The organism is Streptomyces sp. MUM 2J (assembly GCF_022414535.1).
GTDB lineage: Bacteria > Actinomycetota > Actinomycetes > Streptomycetales > Streptomycetaceae > Streptomyces.
In genome coordinates, this window is record NZ_JADWYM010000062.1 from 1 (window position 1) to 15,937 (window position 15,937).

Consider the following 15,937-nt stretch of genomic DNA (forward strand, 5'->3'; position numbering starts at 1 on the left):
GGCTCGTCCGGCGCGGGCGCGGGCGGCGGCGCGGTCGTCTCGGAGGGGCTGGGCGCGCCCGTGAAGGCGGGGATCGCCGCCGGTGTCGTCGCCGTGGCGGCCACCGCGGTGGCACTGGCCCTGACCGGCGGCGGCAGCCCGCCGAAGCGGCCGGAGACCGAACCTCCGGTGTCCGCGCCGGTGGTCCGCCAGGAGCCACCGGCCCCGATACCCACACCCACCCCGGCGCCCGTGCGGACGCCTCCCGCGCCCGCGCCGGTGGCGCTGAAGCCGGCCCCCTCGCCCAGGCCGACCCCGACGTCCACCCCCACCCCCACCCCCAGCCCGACGCCCACCCCGACGCCCACCCCGAGTCCGACACCGCCGCCGGCCCCGACGCCGGCCGCCGCCCCGAGCCCGACGCCCACGCCCACTCCCCCGCCCCCGCCCGTCGTCTACCGGCTCAGCGCGTTGTCGTACGCCGTCGCCGGCGACGGCACCGCGCCGGAGATCGCCCTCGCCCGCAGCAGCTGGGTCTGGCAGCGGTACGGGATGTCCGTCGCCGGGCAGCACTACGCGCACGGCGTCACCGTCCGCGGGGACTCCTCCGTCACCGTCGCCCTGAACCGCACCTGCACGTCCTACGACGCCCTGGTCGGCGTCGACGACATGATGCTGCGCCTCGGCAGGGTGCGCTTCTCCGTCTACGCCGACGGGGTACGGCTGTGGCGGTCCGGGACGGTCGAGGGCGGGGACCCGGCCGTGCCGGTGCACGTCGGCATCGCCGGGCGCAGGACGGTCCGCCTGGTGGTGGAACCGCACCACCACCTCGACAGGCCGGTCCTGGCCGACTGGGCCGAGTCGGCGTTCACGTGCGCTCAGGAGCCGGGCCGGTGACGTGGTCGGCCACCGCCCGGTCGAGTTCGGAGCAGGTCCCGTCCGGGGTGAGCGCCGCGCCCCGGGCGTGTTCGGCGGCGTAGCGCCCGGCGCCGAGAGCGTCGCGGGCCGCGGTCCCGGCCCGTGCGGCGGCGTCGGCGTCCGGGCGGGGCCGGGGGTACCCGCCGCGCAGCCGGTCCGCCGCGCCGAGCAGCCGGGCCGCGCGGGCGAAGTCACCGAGGCCGGCCAGCAGCCCCGCCCCGATGTCCGCCGTCCCGGCCACCACCGACTCCGCACACCGCCGCTCCACCCCCTCGCGATGCGCGGCGGCCAGCGTGGGCAGCCCGTGCGCCGGTCCGGACCCGGCGGCGCGGACCAGGGCGTCGACGGCGCCCAGCATCACCGAGAACTGCGGCGGCGGCGTGCCGCGCATCGCCGCCTGCCGGGCCTCCTCGTGGAGTTCCCGCGCCCGGGCGGTGTCCTTGTCGTCCAGCGCCATCTGGGCACGCATCAGCAGGACGAACGCCTTGGCGTCCGCCACGCCGTACCGGTCGGCGGCGGTGGCCGACTCGTCCAGGGCGGCCACCGCGGCGGGGCGGTCCCCGGCGCGGTAGGCGATCTCGCCCAGCCGGGCGAGCAGGAACGGCGCCTCGGCGTGGGCACCGACCTCGTGGGCGAGTCTCAGCGCCTCCCGGTACTCCCGCTCGGCCTCCGCGAACCGGCCCCGCGCCATGGCGGCCTCACCGGCGGCGCCGGACACCTGTGCGCGCATCCAGCGGTCACCGACACGGCGGCCGATGGCCCGCAGCTCGGCGAGGTCGTCGTCGACGCGTTCCATGCCGCCCGAGGAGTCGACGGCCATGTGGGTGCGGATCATCAGGGTGACGCCGACCTCCCAGTCGCCTCCGTGGGCGCGGCACTGCGCGAGCGCGGTGCTCATGGCCGTCCGCGCGTCGCCCGGGTCGCCCAGGAAGTGGGCGGCCAGCGGCCACACGATGCCGGGCATCCGGGCCGTCCGGGGCCCTCCCCGCTCGAAGTGGGCCAGCAGCCGGGACACGTACTGCCGCGTCCGCTCGTCCGGCGGGTTGTCCGCCGGCGGGAGCTCACTGCGGTAGAACAGGTGCAGCATCCGCAGGTCCATGCGCAGGTCGTGCCGCGGGTGCCGGGACTCGCCGTCCGGTGCCGTGAGGAAGGCGTCCACGGGGTCGAGGACGGCGCCGGAGAGGACATCGCCGGGGACGTCTGAGGCCGCCGGGGGGATCGCGTCGGCGGCGGCCTCGCGGACGGCGGCGGAGGCGGACGCGGGGCCGGTGGGCCGGCCGTCGCCGCCGGGCGGGGTCCCGTGGAGCCGGGCGGCGGAACGGTCGTGGGCCCGCGGGTGGGGTGCGGTGGACGGCCGGGCGTCCAGGGCCGCTCCCAGGCGGAGGGTGCGGGTGACCCAGTCATGGCCCTCGCGGCGGTAGTTGCGCAGCCACCAGAACCAGCCCAGGGCGAGGCACAGCGCACCGGCCCCCTCCTCGTCGCCGGCGGTGAGGGCCCGGTGCAGGGCCGCGCGGATGTTGTCCAGTTCGGTCTCCAGACGGGCGATCCACGGTAGTTGCGCGGCGGACCGCAGCCGCGGCTCCGCCCGGGCCGCCAGCGCGGACACCCACGCGCGGTGCCGCCGCTCGGCCCCGGCACGCAGACCGGGGACCTCGGCGGCGCGTTCGACGGCGTACTCGTGGATCGTCTCCAGCATCCGGTAGCGCATACCGGGGGACGCCTCCTGCTCGCACCCGGAGGCATACGGGGTCGCGACGACGAGGGACTTGTCGACCAGCGCCCCGACGAGCTCGGCGACCGGGCCGGTGCACACGGCCTCCGCGGCCGCGAGGTCCCAGCCTCCGGCGAAGACGGACATCTCGCACAGCGCCGTCCGCTCCCGCTCGTCGAGCAGGTCCCAGGACCAGTCGACGACGGCCCGCAGGGTCTGCTGACGGGGCAGCGCCGTGCGGCTGCCGGAGGTGAGGAGGCGGAAGCGGTCGTCGAGGCGGTCGGCGATCTGCCGGGGGGTCAGCATCCGCAGCCGGGCCGCCGCGAGTTCGATGGCCAGCGGCAGGCCGTCGAGGCGGCGGCAGATCTCCGCGACGGCCTCCTGGCCGCTCAGCGTGCCGCCGGCGTCGGGGCGGACGGTCGCGGCACGCTCCCGGAAGAGGCGGTGCGCCTGGTCGGGACGGAGCGGCTCGACCGGGCGCACCGCCTCGCCGGGGACGCCGAGGGGCTCACGGCTGGTGGCGAGGATCGTCAGCCTGGGGCAGCGGGTCAGGAGGATCTCGGCGAGGTCGGCCACCGCGCCGACGACGTGCTCGCAGTTGTCGAGGATCAGGAGGTGGCCGCGCGGCGCGCAGTGGTCGACGAGGAGGGCGACCGGGTCGTCCTGCGGGGTGGCGAGGTCGTTGGCCAGCAGGACGGTCTCGCGCAGGCCGAGGGCGCTGACGACCGCGCCCGGCACCGCCTCCGGCCGGTCGAGCGGCGCCAGCTCGGCCAGCCACGCCTGCTCGATGCCGGCGGCGGCCTCCTCCGCCAGACGGGTCTTGCCCGAGCCGCCCGGCCCGATGAGGGTGACGAGCCGGGCCCTGCGCAGGTCGGAGCGGAGGGCCGCGAGTTCGGGTTCCCGGCCGACGAATGACGTCAGCCGGGGACGGATGTTGCCGGTCCGGGCGGGCAGGTGCCGCGGTGCGGGACCGGCCGCCGGATCCGGGGCGGGCATGGAGCGCCGGGCGGGGTCGAGCAGCTCGGCGTGCAGGGCCCGCAGTTCCGGTCCGGGGTCGGCGCCGAGGCCGTCGGCGAGGATGCGGCGGGCGGCGTCGTAGGCGGCGAGGGCGTCGGCCGTGCGGCCGCAGTCGCGCAGGGCCCGCAGCAGCAGGGCCCGCAGGGGCTCGTCGTAGGGGTGCGCCGCGGTCAGTTCCTGCAGCTCCGGTACGGCGTCGTGGGCGCGGCCCAGGCACAGCCGGGCCTCGGCGCGGGCGCGGGCCGCCTCCAGGCGCAGGGCCTGCGCGCGGGTGGCCGCGGTGCGGTCGGGGAGGTCGGCGAGCGCCGGCCCCCGCCACAGCGCGAGCGCCTCGTCGAGGACGGGGGCGGCGGTGGCGGGGTCGCCTCCGGCGAGGTCGGCGGTCGCCTGCCGTACGAGCCGTTCGAAGACGTGGAGGTCGACATCGCCCTCCGTCGCGGCGAGCCGGTAGCCGCCCGGCGCCGAGGCGACGGCGTCCCTGCCGAGGACGCGGCGCAGACGGGCGACGAGGGCCTGGAGGGCGGCGGGGGCGTCCCGGGGCGGGTCGTCCGCCCACACGTCCCCGATCAGGGTCCCGGGGGCGGTGACGCGGCCGGGCCGCAGGGCGAGGGCGGTGAGCAGGGCTCGCAGGCGGGGGCCTCTGACGGGCAGGGGTCTGCCGTGGTCGTCCTCCGCCTGGGTGACGCCCAGGATCGCGTACCGCATCGGGTCATTGTCGCCGGGGCCGTCGGGAAGGGCACGGGGTTTGGGCGCCGGGCGGTGTCGTGCCACCGGCGGGGACGGGGGGACGTGACGGTCCCCGGCGTCCCCGGCGTCCCCGGCGTCCCGTGGCGTCTTCGTGCCCTGCCCCGTCCCCCGCGGTGGGTCAGCCCGGTCGGCGTACCGGCTCCACCGCCCGGGGTGTGCGGGTGACGCCTGCCGGGACGGCACGCGCGCGTGCCGGCGTGCCGGTCCAGCAGGTACCCCGGCGGGCCAGGAGGCGGCGGAGCCACAGCTCCAGGGCGACGATCTGCGCGAGGCCGTCCGGGGGAAGGGGGTCGCCGGCGGCGGCGCCGCGCAGGGCCTCACGGACGACACGGGCCTCGACGAGGCCGGCCTCGGCCAGGAGCGGGGTGTCGAAGAGGGCCAGCAGGGGGTCCTCGGCGACCCGGAGGCCGGTGCGGGCCGCGGCGGCGGAGGAGGCGTGGGAGGGGGCGCCCCAGCCGGGTGGGAGGTCGCTCACGCCGGCACCCTGCAGGACGGTGCGCAGGATCTCGGCGCGGGCGCCGGGCCGGACCCGCAGGGTCTCCGGGAGGGCGCGGCAGGCCCGGACGACCTGGTTGTCGAGGAACGGCGCGTGCAGGCGCTGCGAGCGGATCTCCGCCGCCTGTTCCAGGACCCTCAGGTCGGCGGCGTGCCGGGCGAGCGCGGCCCGCGCGCGGTGGTCGCCCGGGCGGTGCCCCGGTCCCGCCCCGAAGCGGTGCAGGGTCTCCCGGAGACGAACCGATACTTCCGCCAGGGCCTCACCGGTCAGCCAGCGGGCGGCGGGGCCGGGGGAGGCCCAGGCGAGTGCCGCCAGGGACGCCCCGACCGCTCCGCCGGGCTCGTCGAAGCGCTGGTGCAGCAGGCGTTCGGCCAGGTTCTCCAGTCCCGACCGGTACGGCGTGCGGGCCAGGCGGCGGGCGGCGGCGTACACGCGCGCGGGGACCAGGACCGAGCCGTCCGCCTTGGCCAGCGCGGCGACCGGGCGGACCAGGTGGCGGCGCTTGCGGTCCATGAGCAGGTCGGCGAGGCGCGCGGGGTGGGCGTCCAGGACCTGGCGGGCCCCGTGCCCGATGAAGTGGTCGGCGCTGCCGGACATCAGGCGGGCCCGGTGGCGGGCCGCCGTCACCAGGACGGAGCCGGGCTCGTCGGTGAGCGGGCCGTCCAGCTCGGCGTACGGCAGGACGTCCTCGGCGCCGGTGACGACGACGTGGTGCAGGCGGGGGTTGGCGGCGAGGGCGCCCGCCCGCTCCAGTTCGGCCTCGCGGCCGGCGACCGCGAGGTCGTTGAAGGTGACCGCCAGCAGGCGTTCGCCGGCGCCGGTGCCGTGGCCGAGGATCGTTCCCGGCCTGCCCGGCAGGCCGGCGGCCAGCAGCGCGAGCGTGCCGGAGGCCGGGCCGCCGGAGAGGTCGGCGCCGATGCCCGGGGCGGGCATGCCGCGCGCGGCGCGCCGTTCGGCGGGGCCCATCCCGGGGACCGGGCCGGGGTCGATGTCGGGGATGTGCCGGGGCGCGGACAGGCGGGCGCGCACGGCGTCGACGAGCGCGTCGCGCACACCGTCCACGGCGCTGTCCGGGTCGGCCGCGGGGGCGGCCACGGCGAGCGAGGCGACGGGCTCGTAGCCGGCGATCTCGCGCGCCCCGGCGCGCAGGATCAGCGCGTGCCCGGGCGGGATGCGCCGCACGCCCGCGTACGGGGTGGAGTCGTGCAGCGCGGCCGGCACGTCGGGGGCGGCGAGGAGCGCGGCGAGGTGCCCGAAGTCCAGGTTGGCCTCGATGAGGTCGGCCAGGGGCAGTGCGGCCGTCGCGTAGGCGGTGCCGCCCGCCCAGGGGGTGTGGAACACCGGGCGCGCTCCGGCGAGATCGCCGCACACGGTGATCCTGCGGCCGACCTGGACGACGGCGGTGTAGCTGCCGGGCCAGGCGGTCAGGTGGCGCAGTGCGCCACCGCGGGCGGCGAACAGGCCGACGCGCAGCTGCTCGTCGGTCGCGCCGCACAGGCCCAGCACGGCGATGCGGGTCGCGGGGTCGGCCCTGACCACCCGGACCTCGTCGGGCCGCCAGTCGCCGACCGCCCAGAGCGGGTCCGGGTCGCCCCACAGCAGCTGCGAGCCGACGGGGTGCACGGTCTCACCGTCGTGTCCGGTGGCCCCGGCGGAGCCGGCCGCTGCTGCCCTCGCGGCGGTGCTGCTCCATCCCACCAACCACCGCATCGACGCCTCCACAGGCTGTGGACATTCCGTGCACCGTACGAACGGTTCACCATGCTGCCACGAAGAGCGCCGCCCGGCGGGGCGACGGAGCCGGTTGCGCGCCGCGAAGTGCGCCGGGGAGTGCGCTGCTGGGACGGAACGGCTGCGACGCGAATGCGCCCCCGGTTCACTCCCCCAAGACGCCCTGTGCGCCCTGAAGTTCCATGGTGGGAGCGGGAATCAGGCGGTACGGACGGGGGTCGATTTTCAGCCAAATCGATGGCGCCCGGGGCGGATTGGCGCGTGTCCGCGCGCGAAGCGCACACGCTCCGTACATATGCGACCCGGCCTTGACACGGGGTCCGGACAGCGCACGGTCCGGGAGACGGCGACGTCTCCCGGACCGGACCGCCGCCCGCGGGGATGAAGGCGGCGGTGTCCCCCAGCCCACTGGATCCAGTACAGCGGGCCGACCCACGCACCACCCATGGAACCGCTCCCCCGGTGGCCGGAGAAGAGCGCACGGACGGGCGCACAGCCACACGGCAGGAGCGCGCCGCAACCCTGCGTGCAGGCGCCCGCACTTCCGTACGGACCACAATCCCGCCAACCGGAACAATGCCCCTTAACGCTTGGGATGCGGCGAACTACGCTGGGTTTACGAATGCCGCGTGGTTATGCCAGCGCGGCAGCCGTCTGTGTCGAGGGGTGGCGCATGTCCAGGGAGCAACGCGGGCCGAACGAAAAGCTCGGCGCCGTTCTCGCCCTCGCGGGAATCAGCAACGCAGGGCTCGCCCGCCGCGTCAACGACCTTGGCGCCCAACGCGGATTGACTCTTCGCTACGACAAGACCTCGGTGGCGCGCTGGGTGTCGAAGGGCATGGTGCCGCAGGGTGCGGCACCGCACCTCATCGCCGCCGCCATCGGCCAGAAGCTGGGCCGCCCGGTGCCGCTCCACGAGATCGGCCTGGCGGACGCGGACCCGGCGCCCGAAGTCGGCCTCGCCTTCCCGCGCGACGTCGGACTGGCGGTGAAGTCGGCGACGGACCTGTACCGCCTGGACCTCGCCGGGCGCCGCGCCGGCTCGGGCGGCATCTGGCAGTCGCTGGCCGGATCGTTCGCAGTCAGCGCATACGCAACGCCCGCCTCACGCTGGCTGATAACCCCGGCCGACAGCTCGGTGGCGCGCGAGGCCGGCCCGGCGGAGGGCTCCGGCGCACCGATCAAAGTCGGCCACAGCGATGTGCAGAAGTTGCGTGAGGCCGCCGAGGACGCCAGGCGCTGGGACTCCAAGTACGGAGGCGGCGACTGGCGTTCGTCCATGGTGCCGGAGTGCCTGCGGGTGGAGGCGGCACCACTGCTGCTCGGCTCCTACTCCGACGAGGTGGGCCGGTCCCTGTTCGGCGCGTCGGCCGAGCTGACCCGCCTCGCCGGCTGGATGGCCTTCGACACGGGGCAGCAGGAGGCCGCGCAGCGGTACTACATCCAGGCGCTGCGGCTGGCGCGTGCGGCGGCGGACGTCCCGCTCGGCGGGTACGTGCTGGCGTCGATGTCGCTCCAGGCCACCTACCGGGGCTTCGGGGACGAGGGCGTCGACCTCGCGCAGGCCGCCCTGGAGCGCAACCGGGGCCTGGCCACCGCCCGCACCATGAGCTTCTTCCGTCTCGTCGAGGCGCGCGCGCACGCCCGAGCGGGCGACGGACAGGCCGCCGGAGCGGCCCTGACGGCCGCGGAGGGCTGGCTGGAGCGGTCCCGGCCCGGCGACAACGACCCCTCCTGGCTGGGCTTCTACTCCTACGACCGCTTCGCCGCGGACGCCGCGGAGTGCTACCGCGACCTCAAGGCGCCGCGGCAGGTCCGCCGGTTCACCGAACAGGCCCTGTCGAAGCCGACGGAGGAGTTCGTCCGCTCGCACGGGCTCAGGCTCGTCGTCTCCGCGGTCGCGGAGCTGGAGTCCGGCAATCTCGACGCGGCCTGCGAGCAGGGCGTGCGGGCGGTGGAGGTCGCGGGGCGGATCTCCTCGGCACGGACGACGGAGTACGTGAAGGACCTGCTGCACCGGCTGGAGCCGTACGGCGACGAGCCCCGTGTGGTGGAGCTGCGGGAACGGGCACGGCCGCTGCTCGCCCCGGCGTAACCGCCTCGCCGGCGGGAGAACGCGCCGATCGTGCCGGCCCGGAGAGGGGTCGCCGGCCGGCTCGGGACCGCGCTGACGGCGACGCGGGCGGCCGGACGTGTTTGAAGGCGATGTCAGTGGCGCAGTGCACTATCGATGCGGGAGGTGGTGCAGGTGCGGCAGGAGGTCGCGTACGACTGCGACGTGCTGGTGGTCGGCGGCGGGATCGTCGGGCTGTCCACCGCCTATGCGATCACGCGTGCCGCGCCGGGGACGCGGGTGACCGTGCTGGAGAAGGAGCGGGGGCCCGCCCTGCACCAGACGGGGCGCAACAGCGGCGTCATCCACAGCGGGATCTACTACCGGCCGGGCTCGCTGAAGGCGCGGTACGCCGTCCGGGGCGCCGCGGAGATGGTCAAGTTCTGCGCGGAGTACGGCATCTCGCACGCCGTCACCGGCAAGCTGATCGTCGCGACCGAGCGGGACGAACTGCCGCGGCTGCACGCCCTGGTGCAGCGCGGCCGGGAGAACGGCCTTCCGGTGCGGGAGCTGGGCACCGCCCAGATCGCGGAGTACGAGCCGGAGGTGCGCGGCCTGGCCGCGATACACGTCGGCACCACCGGGGTGTGCGACTTCGCCGGCGTGGCCCGGCAGCTCGCCGAGGCCTCGGGCGCGGAGATCCGGTACGGCGCGCAGGTCGTCCGGATCGACCGGCGGACCGAGCGGGGGGCCGCGGTGCGCACGGCGGACGGGGACGTCGTCCGCGGGCGCGTGCTGGTGAACTGCGCCGGACTGCACTGCGACGGGATCGCGCGGCTGGCCGGCGACGACCCCGAGGTGCGGATCGTGCCGTTCCGCGGGGAGTACTACGAGCTGGCACGTCCCGAGCTGGTGCGGGGGCTGGTGTATCCGGTGCCGGATCCGGCGTTCCCGTTCCTCGGGGTGCATCTGACGCGGGGCTTCGACGGTGGCGTGCACATCGGGCCCAACGCGGTACCGGCGCTGGCCCGCGAGGGATACGGCTGGGGGGTCGTCCGGCCGCGGGAGGCCGCGGCGACGGCGGCGTGGCCCGGTTCGTGGCACATCGCGCGGCGGCACTGGCGGTACGGGATCGGGGAGCTGCGGCGGTCGCTGTCCAAGGCGGCGTTCGTCGAGGCGGTCCGCAGGCTGCTGCCGGGCGTGGAGGAGGAGGACCTCGTACCGGCGCCCGCCGGGGTGCGGGCCCAGGCCGTGCTGCGGGACGGGACGCTGGTCGACGACTTCCTGATCCGGCAGGGCCCACGCACGGTGCACGTGCTGAACGCGCCCTCGCCCGCGGCCACGGCCTCCCTGCCGATCGGCAGGGAGGTGGCGAGACGGGCGCTGGACGTGCTGGCGTCGGCCTGATCCGCCCCTCCTCGGCGCTGCCCGGCACGGGCCTCCGCGGGCGCCCGGCCGACGTCCCCGGCGCTTGGGGCGGCGGGCCGGGACGTTCGGCGCCCGCGCCCGGCGGTCCGCGGAACCGGTCACTCGTGGGGCCGGGAGCCCACCCCCGTAAAATCGACCTCACTGTGTCTGACTCCGTGAGCACCTCCCGACCCCCCCGGCCCGTCCCCGGCGACGAGCGGTCCTCCCACGTCCCCGGTGTGTCCGTCCGGCACACCCGTGCCAAGGGGGAGCCCCGGTTCCCGGACGGCCCGAAGGCCGATCCGGCCGGCTCGCACTTCGAGCGGCGGATCCGGAGCTTCCAGCCCCGCAGGAGCCGGGTGACGGCCGGGCAGGCGGACGCGCTGCAGCGGCTGTGGCCCGAGTGGGGGCTCGACATCGACGGGCAGCAGGTCATCGACCTGAAGGAGCTGTTCGGGAACGACCACCCGGTCGTGCTGGAGATCGGCTTCGGCATGGGCGAGGCCACCGCGCAGATGGCGGCGGCCGACCCGGGGACCAACGTCCTCGCGGTGGACGTCCACACCCCGGGCCAGGGCAACCTGCTCAATCTCGCGGACCAGAACGGCCTGTCCAACGTCCGGGTCGGCAACGGCGACGCGATCATCCTGCTCCGGGAGATGCTGGCCCCCGACGCACTCGACGGGCTGCGTGTGTACTTCCCCGACCCCTGGCCGAAGAAGCGCCACCACAAGCGGCGGCTCATCCAGCCGGAGTTCCTCACGCTCGCCGCGGCCAGACTCCGGCCGGGGGCGCTCGTGCACTGCGCCACCGACTGGGAGCCGTACGCCGAGCAGATGCTGGAGGTGCTCACCGGGCACCCCGACTTCGAGAACACCCGGGCCGACGGCGGTTTCGCGCCACGCCCCGGCTTCCGGCCGCTGACCCGCTTCGAGGGGCAGGGACTGGACAAGGGGCATGTCGTGAACGACCTGCTCTTCCGTCGCGTGCAGCACCACGGCCGGGAGCAGGACCGGAACCGGTCCCAGAGCCGGAACCCGTCTTCCAGCGGCGCGTGAACGGCAGCTCAGGACCCGCAGCGCGGGACCACCGGCGCATGCCGCTCCTCCGCGTGACCACCGGCGCGTGAGACCCCGCGCCCCGGCGGGCGGCGCGATACGCCGTCGCGGGCGACACCCCCGCCTCGTTAGGGTCGATGCCGTGGCCAGCACTTCCCCGTACCCGACCTGTCCGCCGTATCCGCCGCACCCCGGCGAGGGAGTCGACCCGGCCGGCGGTGCGCTGCGGCACGCGCACTGGTGGCAGCGGAGCTGGGTCCGCTACGGAGCTCTGATCACCCTGCTCGCCCTGTCCGGGCTGGTCATCCTCGCCCTGGTGCGCGAGCAGACCGGTACCCAGGGCTTCCTGGTCGGCCTCGGGCTCGCCGTGCTGCCGGTACCGCTGCTCATCGCCGCGTTCCGCTGGCTCGACCGGGTGGAGCCCGGCCCCTGGCGGAACCTGGTGTTCGCCTTCGCCTGGGGAGCGTGCGCGGCGGCGCTGGTCGCCATCGTCGCCAACAGCTTCGCGACCCGGTGGATCGCCACGTCCACCGCCGACCCGTCCAGCGCGGACACCCTGGGCGCCACCGTCGTCGCGCCGATCGTGGAGGAGTCGGCCAAGGCCGCCGCCGTCCTCCTCGTCTTCCTCTTCCGCAGACGTGACTTCACCGGGATCGTCGACGGCGTGGTCATAGCCGGGATCACGGCCACCGGCTTCGCGTTCACCGAGAACATCCTCTATCTCGGGACAGCCTTCGGCACCGACCAGATGTCCGGCGACCGCGGCATCGCCTCCGTCACGGCCGCCACGTTCTTCGTGCGCGTCATCATGTCGCCGTTCGCGCACCCGCTGTTCACCGTGTTCACCGGCATCGGCTTCGGGATCGCCGCCGTCTCCGGAGAACGCCGCCGCGCCAGGCGCTTCCTGCTGCCCCCGGCCGGCCTGCTGCTCGCGATGGGCATGCACGCCTTCTGGAACGGCTCCGCGACCTTCGGCCCCTTCGGGTTCTTCGCCGTGTACGGCGCCTTCATGCTGCCCGCGTTCGGGCTGCTGACGTGGCTGGTGATCTGGACCCGGCAGCGCGAGCTGCGCACGGTCCGCGAGGAGTTGCCGGCCTATGTCGTCGCCGGCTGGCTGACGCCGGGCGAGCCGTTCGCCCTCGGTTCGATGCGGGCCCGCCGGCTGGCCCGCGAGTACGCCGGCCACCACATCGGCAAGCAGGCCGCGCGAGCGGTGGCGCAGTACGAGGCGTTCGCGACGTCGTTGGCGTTCCTCCGGCGACGGGGGCGCCGCGGGCGGGCGGACGCCGACTTCGTCGTACGGGAGCGGGAGCTGCTGCACGAGCTGTGGGCGCGCCGCGAGGTGGCACGGCCGGCCCTGGAGTACGCGGCACGGGCGACGGCGCCCGCCTGGCCCGCGGCGACTGCCGTGCCGGGGCCGGTGCCGTGGCCGGGGCAGTACCAGTGGCCGGGGCAGGCACCGGGCCACGCCGCTCCGTGGCAGGGACACCTTGCTCCGTGGCAGGGGCAGGGAAGCGGGCAGGCGGCACCCTGGCACGGGCAGGCAACGGGGCCGTGGTCCCCGGCCGGGCACGGGCCGGCAGCACCGTACAACCCCTACCAGTCGTAGCCGGCCACCGGCACGGGGCCGGCGAGCGGCAGCCCTCCACGGCCGGGCCGGGCACCCCGGTGTCCCAGGGGCCCGGCTCCCCGGAGCACCGAGCCGGGAGAAGAGGCCTCCGCACCCGGCGTCCGCAGCGTACGGCTGCCCGCCCGGCCCTGGCCCGCGGCGGTGTGCCCCGCACGCGTTCCCGCCCGCTTCCCGCGGACACGGACCGGCGGTCCTGACGGGGGGGTGTCGTCAGGACCGCCGGGGATCGGGGAGCCGCGAGGGGTGAGGAGGAGGGGAAGCAGGGGGATCAGCGGGATCCGGGACCCTGGGGGTCCGGGGGGATCGCACCGGAAGACAAGGACTCAGCCCGCATGCGGGGACGTCAGGGGGTGAGGCCCTTGCTGCGCAGCCATGCCATCGGGTCGATCCCGGTGGCCTGGCCGCCGGGGTGCACCTCCAGGTGCAGGTGCGGGCCGGTGACGTTGCCGGTGGCGCCCACGCGGCCGATGACGTCGCCGGTGTTGACCTTCTGGCCGACACTGACCTTGATCGACGACTGGTGGCAGAACCAGAGCTCCGTACCGTCGTCGAGGGTGAGGATCGTGCGGTAGCCGTAGGCGCCGGCCCAGCCGGCCTCGGTGACGGTTCCGCTGTGGACGGCCTTGATGAGCGTGCCGGTGGGAGCGGCGAAGTCGAGACCCGTGTGGTAGCCGGAGGACCACATGGAGCCGGCCTGACCGAAGGTGGAGGTGATGGTGTACGACGAGGTCGGCAGCGAGTACTGGCGGGCCAGCTCGGCGAGCCGCTCGGCCTCGGCCTTCTTCGCGGCCTCCTCCTCCGCCTCCTTCTTCGCGGCGGCGGCCTTCTCGGCGGCCTGCTTCTCCGCCGCCGCGGCGGCGTCCTGCGCCTGCTTGGCGAGAGCGGCCTCGGTGGCGAGCTGCGCCTTCGTGTCGACCACGACCTGCTGCTGCTCGGCCTGGGCCATGATGCGGGTGCGCAGGGCCTCACCGGCGTCGTCGACGCTCTGCTCGGTGCCGACGGTGCTCCCGCCGATGTCGCTGAGCGGGCCGGCGGCGGGCTCGGCGACGGGTTCGTCGTCGGAGATCAGGGAGCCGACCGACGGCAGGTCGGGCAGGGAGATGGACACCGGGGGCTTGCCGGTCTGTGCGCTCGCCATGCCGCCCGCGCCGACGGCGGCGATGACGCCGACGCCCAGCACGGTGGAGCTGCGGGCGAGTCCGCCGCGCTGCTTGACGACCCGGTGCCGGCCGCGGACGGGGCGGATGGACTCCTCGGTGGGGTTCCACTCCTCCCAGGGGCCCTCGTCGGTGCGGTAGCTGCCGTAGCCGAAGGTCTCGGTGCGCTGCTGGCTCGGCACGAACGGGGGTGCGGAGGCAGGACGGTTGGACGCCACGCGGGCGTACTCCTTTCCTTCCGTCGCCTACCGGGTTAGCTGACGGGTTCGGAGCGGGAAGGTCTCCTACGCGCGTATACGCGCCGTCGACCGACGGCGGCATACGCCCGATTCACCCCAAGGTGGTGGTTCCCCGGTTCCCTGACGGGATTCGGCGCGTGAGCACGGAGCCGCCTCTTGTGGCGGCTGGGACGACCGTGCTGCGTTATCGAACGTTAATAGACGCGGAGCCGGGATTCCAAGCCGTTCGGCTTGATCATTAACACTTCCGGCCGGGACTTACACGCCACGACCGTGCCAAATCGGGCGAGTTGACTCGGCCTCCGGCGAGACCCGAAAACTGACAGTGTGTCAGTTGTTATGCGCAGGGCGGTCGCCCGAGCACGTTCGGTGACGCTCACGGCCGCCGCACGGCGAGCAGCGCCATGTCGTCCGTCAGGTGCCCGCCCGAGTGACGTCTCACATCCCTGGCGACGGCGGCGAGCAGCGTGCCCGGATCGCCACAGACACGGCCCTCCAGCCGCTCCTCGACGTCGTAGAAGCGGCCGTGCGGGTCGCGGGTCTCGCTGACGCCGTCGGTGTAGAGCAGCAGGGTGGCGCCGCTGGGGAAGCCGGCCCCGTCGGCCCGGTCCGGCCAGGCCCCGAGCTCGCCCATACCGAGCGGCAGCGCGGGCCGGGTGGGGAGCAGCGCGCGCACCGTGCCGTCGGCATACAGCAGCATGGGCGGGGGATGGCCGCGGTTGAGGATGCGGAGGGGGCCGTCGCCGTGTGGCAGCTCCGCCAGGACGGCGGTGGTGAACCCCTCGAAGGCGTCGACGCCACCCCGCCGGGCGCCCTCCCGGACCAGGGCCCGCTCCAGGCGCTGGGCCACCGCCTCCAGCGTGGCCTCCTGTTCGGCGGCCTCCCGGAACGCACCGATGACCACCGCCACGGCCGACACCGCCCCCAGGCCCTTGCCACGCACGTCCCCGACGATGAGCCGGACGCCGTGCGGGCTGTCCTGCACCGCGTACAGGTCGCCGCCGATGGAGGCGTCCGCCTGCGCGGCCTCGTACCGCGCCGCGATCTGGAAGCCGCCGATCCGCTCCACCGGCTCGGGCAGGACGGCGCGCTGCGCCGCCTCGGCGATCTCACGGGCGGAGGCGAGCTGCTCGCTGCTGCGCCGGACGAGGGTGTTGATCAGTACGGCGAGCGCGGACACGGTCACGACGGTGACCAGCTCGGTGACGGCGTCCACGTCGAAGACGCCCCCGAGCACGAGGTGGACGGCGAGCACGACGACCGTGGCGGCGAAGCCGGTGAGCACGGTGCCGCGCCGCGAGTACAGCGGGGCGGCCACCAGGGGGGCGGCGGTGAACAGCGGCGCCGCGCTGTACTTCGAGGGCGTGTAGTAGTCGTAGACGCCGCCGGCGGCGATCAGCAGCACGGGGAGCAGACGTACGGCGGTGCGGGCGCGGGAGATCCGCCGGCCCTCGGACGCGGGGGGCACGGGCAGGTCGCCGGGGCCGGGGGACTGGACCGGATCGCCGGGTCGGCGCCCGCCGCCCTGCGGGGGCGACCCGTCGTCCGCCATGTCACCAGGCCGCACACTCGTCTCCCACTGGCCTACGTCCACACCCTGACCTCGCCGGTCCACAACGCTCGTACGGGCCCGTCCGGACCGTCCGGGACATGTCCGGCCGGGGTCCGGCGACGTTCCGTCCGCTCCGTGCGCTCCGTCCGTCCAGGTTTCCCGCGGCAGGGGCACACGGCGAGCGGGGTGCGCCGAGTGGATGACACCCACGGAGGGTGGAGAACCGACGAGGGTGACGGCAG

Annotated in this window: 9 protein-coding genes and 1 riboswitch; of the genes, 5 read left to right on the top strand and 4 right to left on the bottom strand. The window is 75.5% G+C overall.

Translation table 11 applies throughout. From position 1 onward, the window contains the following. The coding region (locus I3F54_RS30055) for an NPCBM/NEW2 domain-containing protein (protein ID WP_240122085.1) at window positions 1-876 on the top strand (876 nt) is incomplete at its 5' end. Here the strand turns inward: I3F54_RS30055 and I3F54_RS30060 are convergent. Together I3F54_RS30060 and I3F54_RS30065 are read right to left on the bottom strand one after the other, a co-directional pair. Continuing rightward, on the bottom strand, window positions 848-4,330 hold the full coding sequence (locus I3F54_RS30060; RefSeq protein ID WP_240122086.1) for a BTAD domain-containing putative transcriptional regulator: 3,483 nt from the start codon (window positions 4,328-4,330) through the stop codon (window positions 848-850). The two genes, I3F54_RS30055 and I3F54_RS30060, sit on opposite strands and share 29 nt — an antisense overlap. Before the next feature lie 160 nt (window positions 4,331-4,490). Beyond that, window positions 4,491-6,578 (bottom strand): asparagine synthase-related protein, encoded by a 2,088-nt coding sequence (locus I3F54_RS30065; RefSeq protein ID WP_240122087.1) that lies wholly within the window; start codon window positions 6,576-6,578, stop codon window positions 4,491-4,493. 694 nt (window positions 6,579-7,272) lie between these two features. Here I3F54_RS30065 and I3F54_RS30070 point away from each other — a divergent pair. The 4 genes from I3F54_RS30070 (at window position 7,273) to I3F54_RS30085 (ending at window position 12,726) form a co-directional block, all read left to right on the top strand. Next, entirely contained in the window at window positions 7,273-8,694 is a 1,422-nt protein-coding gene (locus I3F54_RS30070) for an MFS transporter (RefSeq protein ID WP_240122088.1), read from the top strand. A 135-nt stretch (window positions 8,695-8,829) separates the two neighbouring features. Further along, the gene (lhgO, locus tag I3F54_RS30075) at window positions 8,830-10,059 is read left to right on the top strand and encodes an L-2-hydroxyglutarate oxidase (protein WP_240122089.1); all 1,230 of its coding nucleotides are present in this window, start codon (window positions 8,830-8,832) and stop codon (window positions 10,057-10,059) included. Between the two features lie 164 nt (window positions 10,060-10,223). Continuing rightward, window positions 10,224-11,117, top strand: coding sequence for a tRNA (guanosine(46)-N7)-methyltransferase TrmB (trmB, locus tag I3F54_RS30080; RefSeq protein ID WP_240122090.1), 894 nt, complete (start codon window positions 10,224-10,226; stop codon window positions 11,115-11,117). A gap of 142 nt (window positions 11,118-11,259) precedes the next feature. Beyond that, window positions 11,260-12,726, top strand: a complete 1,467-nt coding sequence (locus I3F54_RS30085; RefSeq protein ID WP_374205984.1) for a PrsW family intramembrane metalloprotease — start codon at window positions 11,260-11,262, stop codon at window positions 12,724-12,726. A gap of 364 nt (window positions 12,727-13,090) precedes the next feature. Here the strand turns inward: I3F54_RS30085 and I3F54_RS30090 are convergent, their stop codons facing one another. Then, a complete protein-coding gene (locus I3F54_RS30090; protein WP_240122091.1) occupies window positions 13,091-14,122 on the bottom strand; it encodes a M23 family metallopeptidase in 1,032 nt (343 codons plus the stop codon). Between the two features lie 7 nt (window positions 14,123-14,129). Next, window positions 14,130-14,289, bottom strand: a riboswitch (cyclic di-AMP (ydaO/yuaA leader). A gap of 230 nt (window positions 14,290-14,519) precedes the next feature. Then, on the bottom strand, window positions 14,520-15,695 hold the full coding sequence (locus tag I3F54_RS30095; protein ID WP_240122092.1) for a PP2C family protein-serine/threonine phosphatase: 1,176 nt from the start codon (window positions 15,693-15,695) through the stop codon (window positions 14,520-14,522). Between the last annotated feature and the right edge of the window lie 242 nt (window positions 15,696-15,937).

Coding starts and splice junctions, on each gene's coding strand:
- I3F54_RS30060 (WP_240122086.1), bottom strand. CDS start 4,330: ATGCGGTACGCGATCCTGGGCGTCACCCAGGCGGAGGACGACCACGGC.
- I3F54_RS30065 (WP_240122087.1), bottom strand. CDS start 6,578: ATGCGGTGGTTGGTGGGATGGAGCAGCACCGCCGCGAGGGCAGCAGCG.
- I3F54_RS30070 (WP_240122088.1), top strand. CDS start 7,273: ATGTCCAGGGAGCAACGCGGGCCGAACGAAAAGCTCGGCGCCGTTCTC.
- lhgO (WP_240122089.1), top strand. CDS start 8,830: ATGCGGGAGGTGGTGCAGGTGCGGCAGGAGGTCGCGTACGACTGCGAC.
- I3F54_RS30095 (WP_240122092.1), bottom strand. CDS start 15,695: ATGGCGGACGACGGGTCGCCCCCGCAGGGCGGCGGGCGCCGACCCGGC.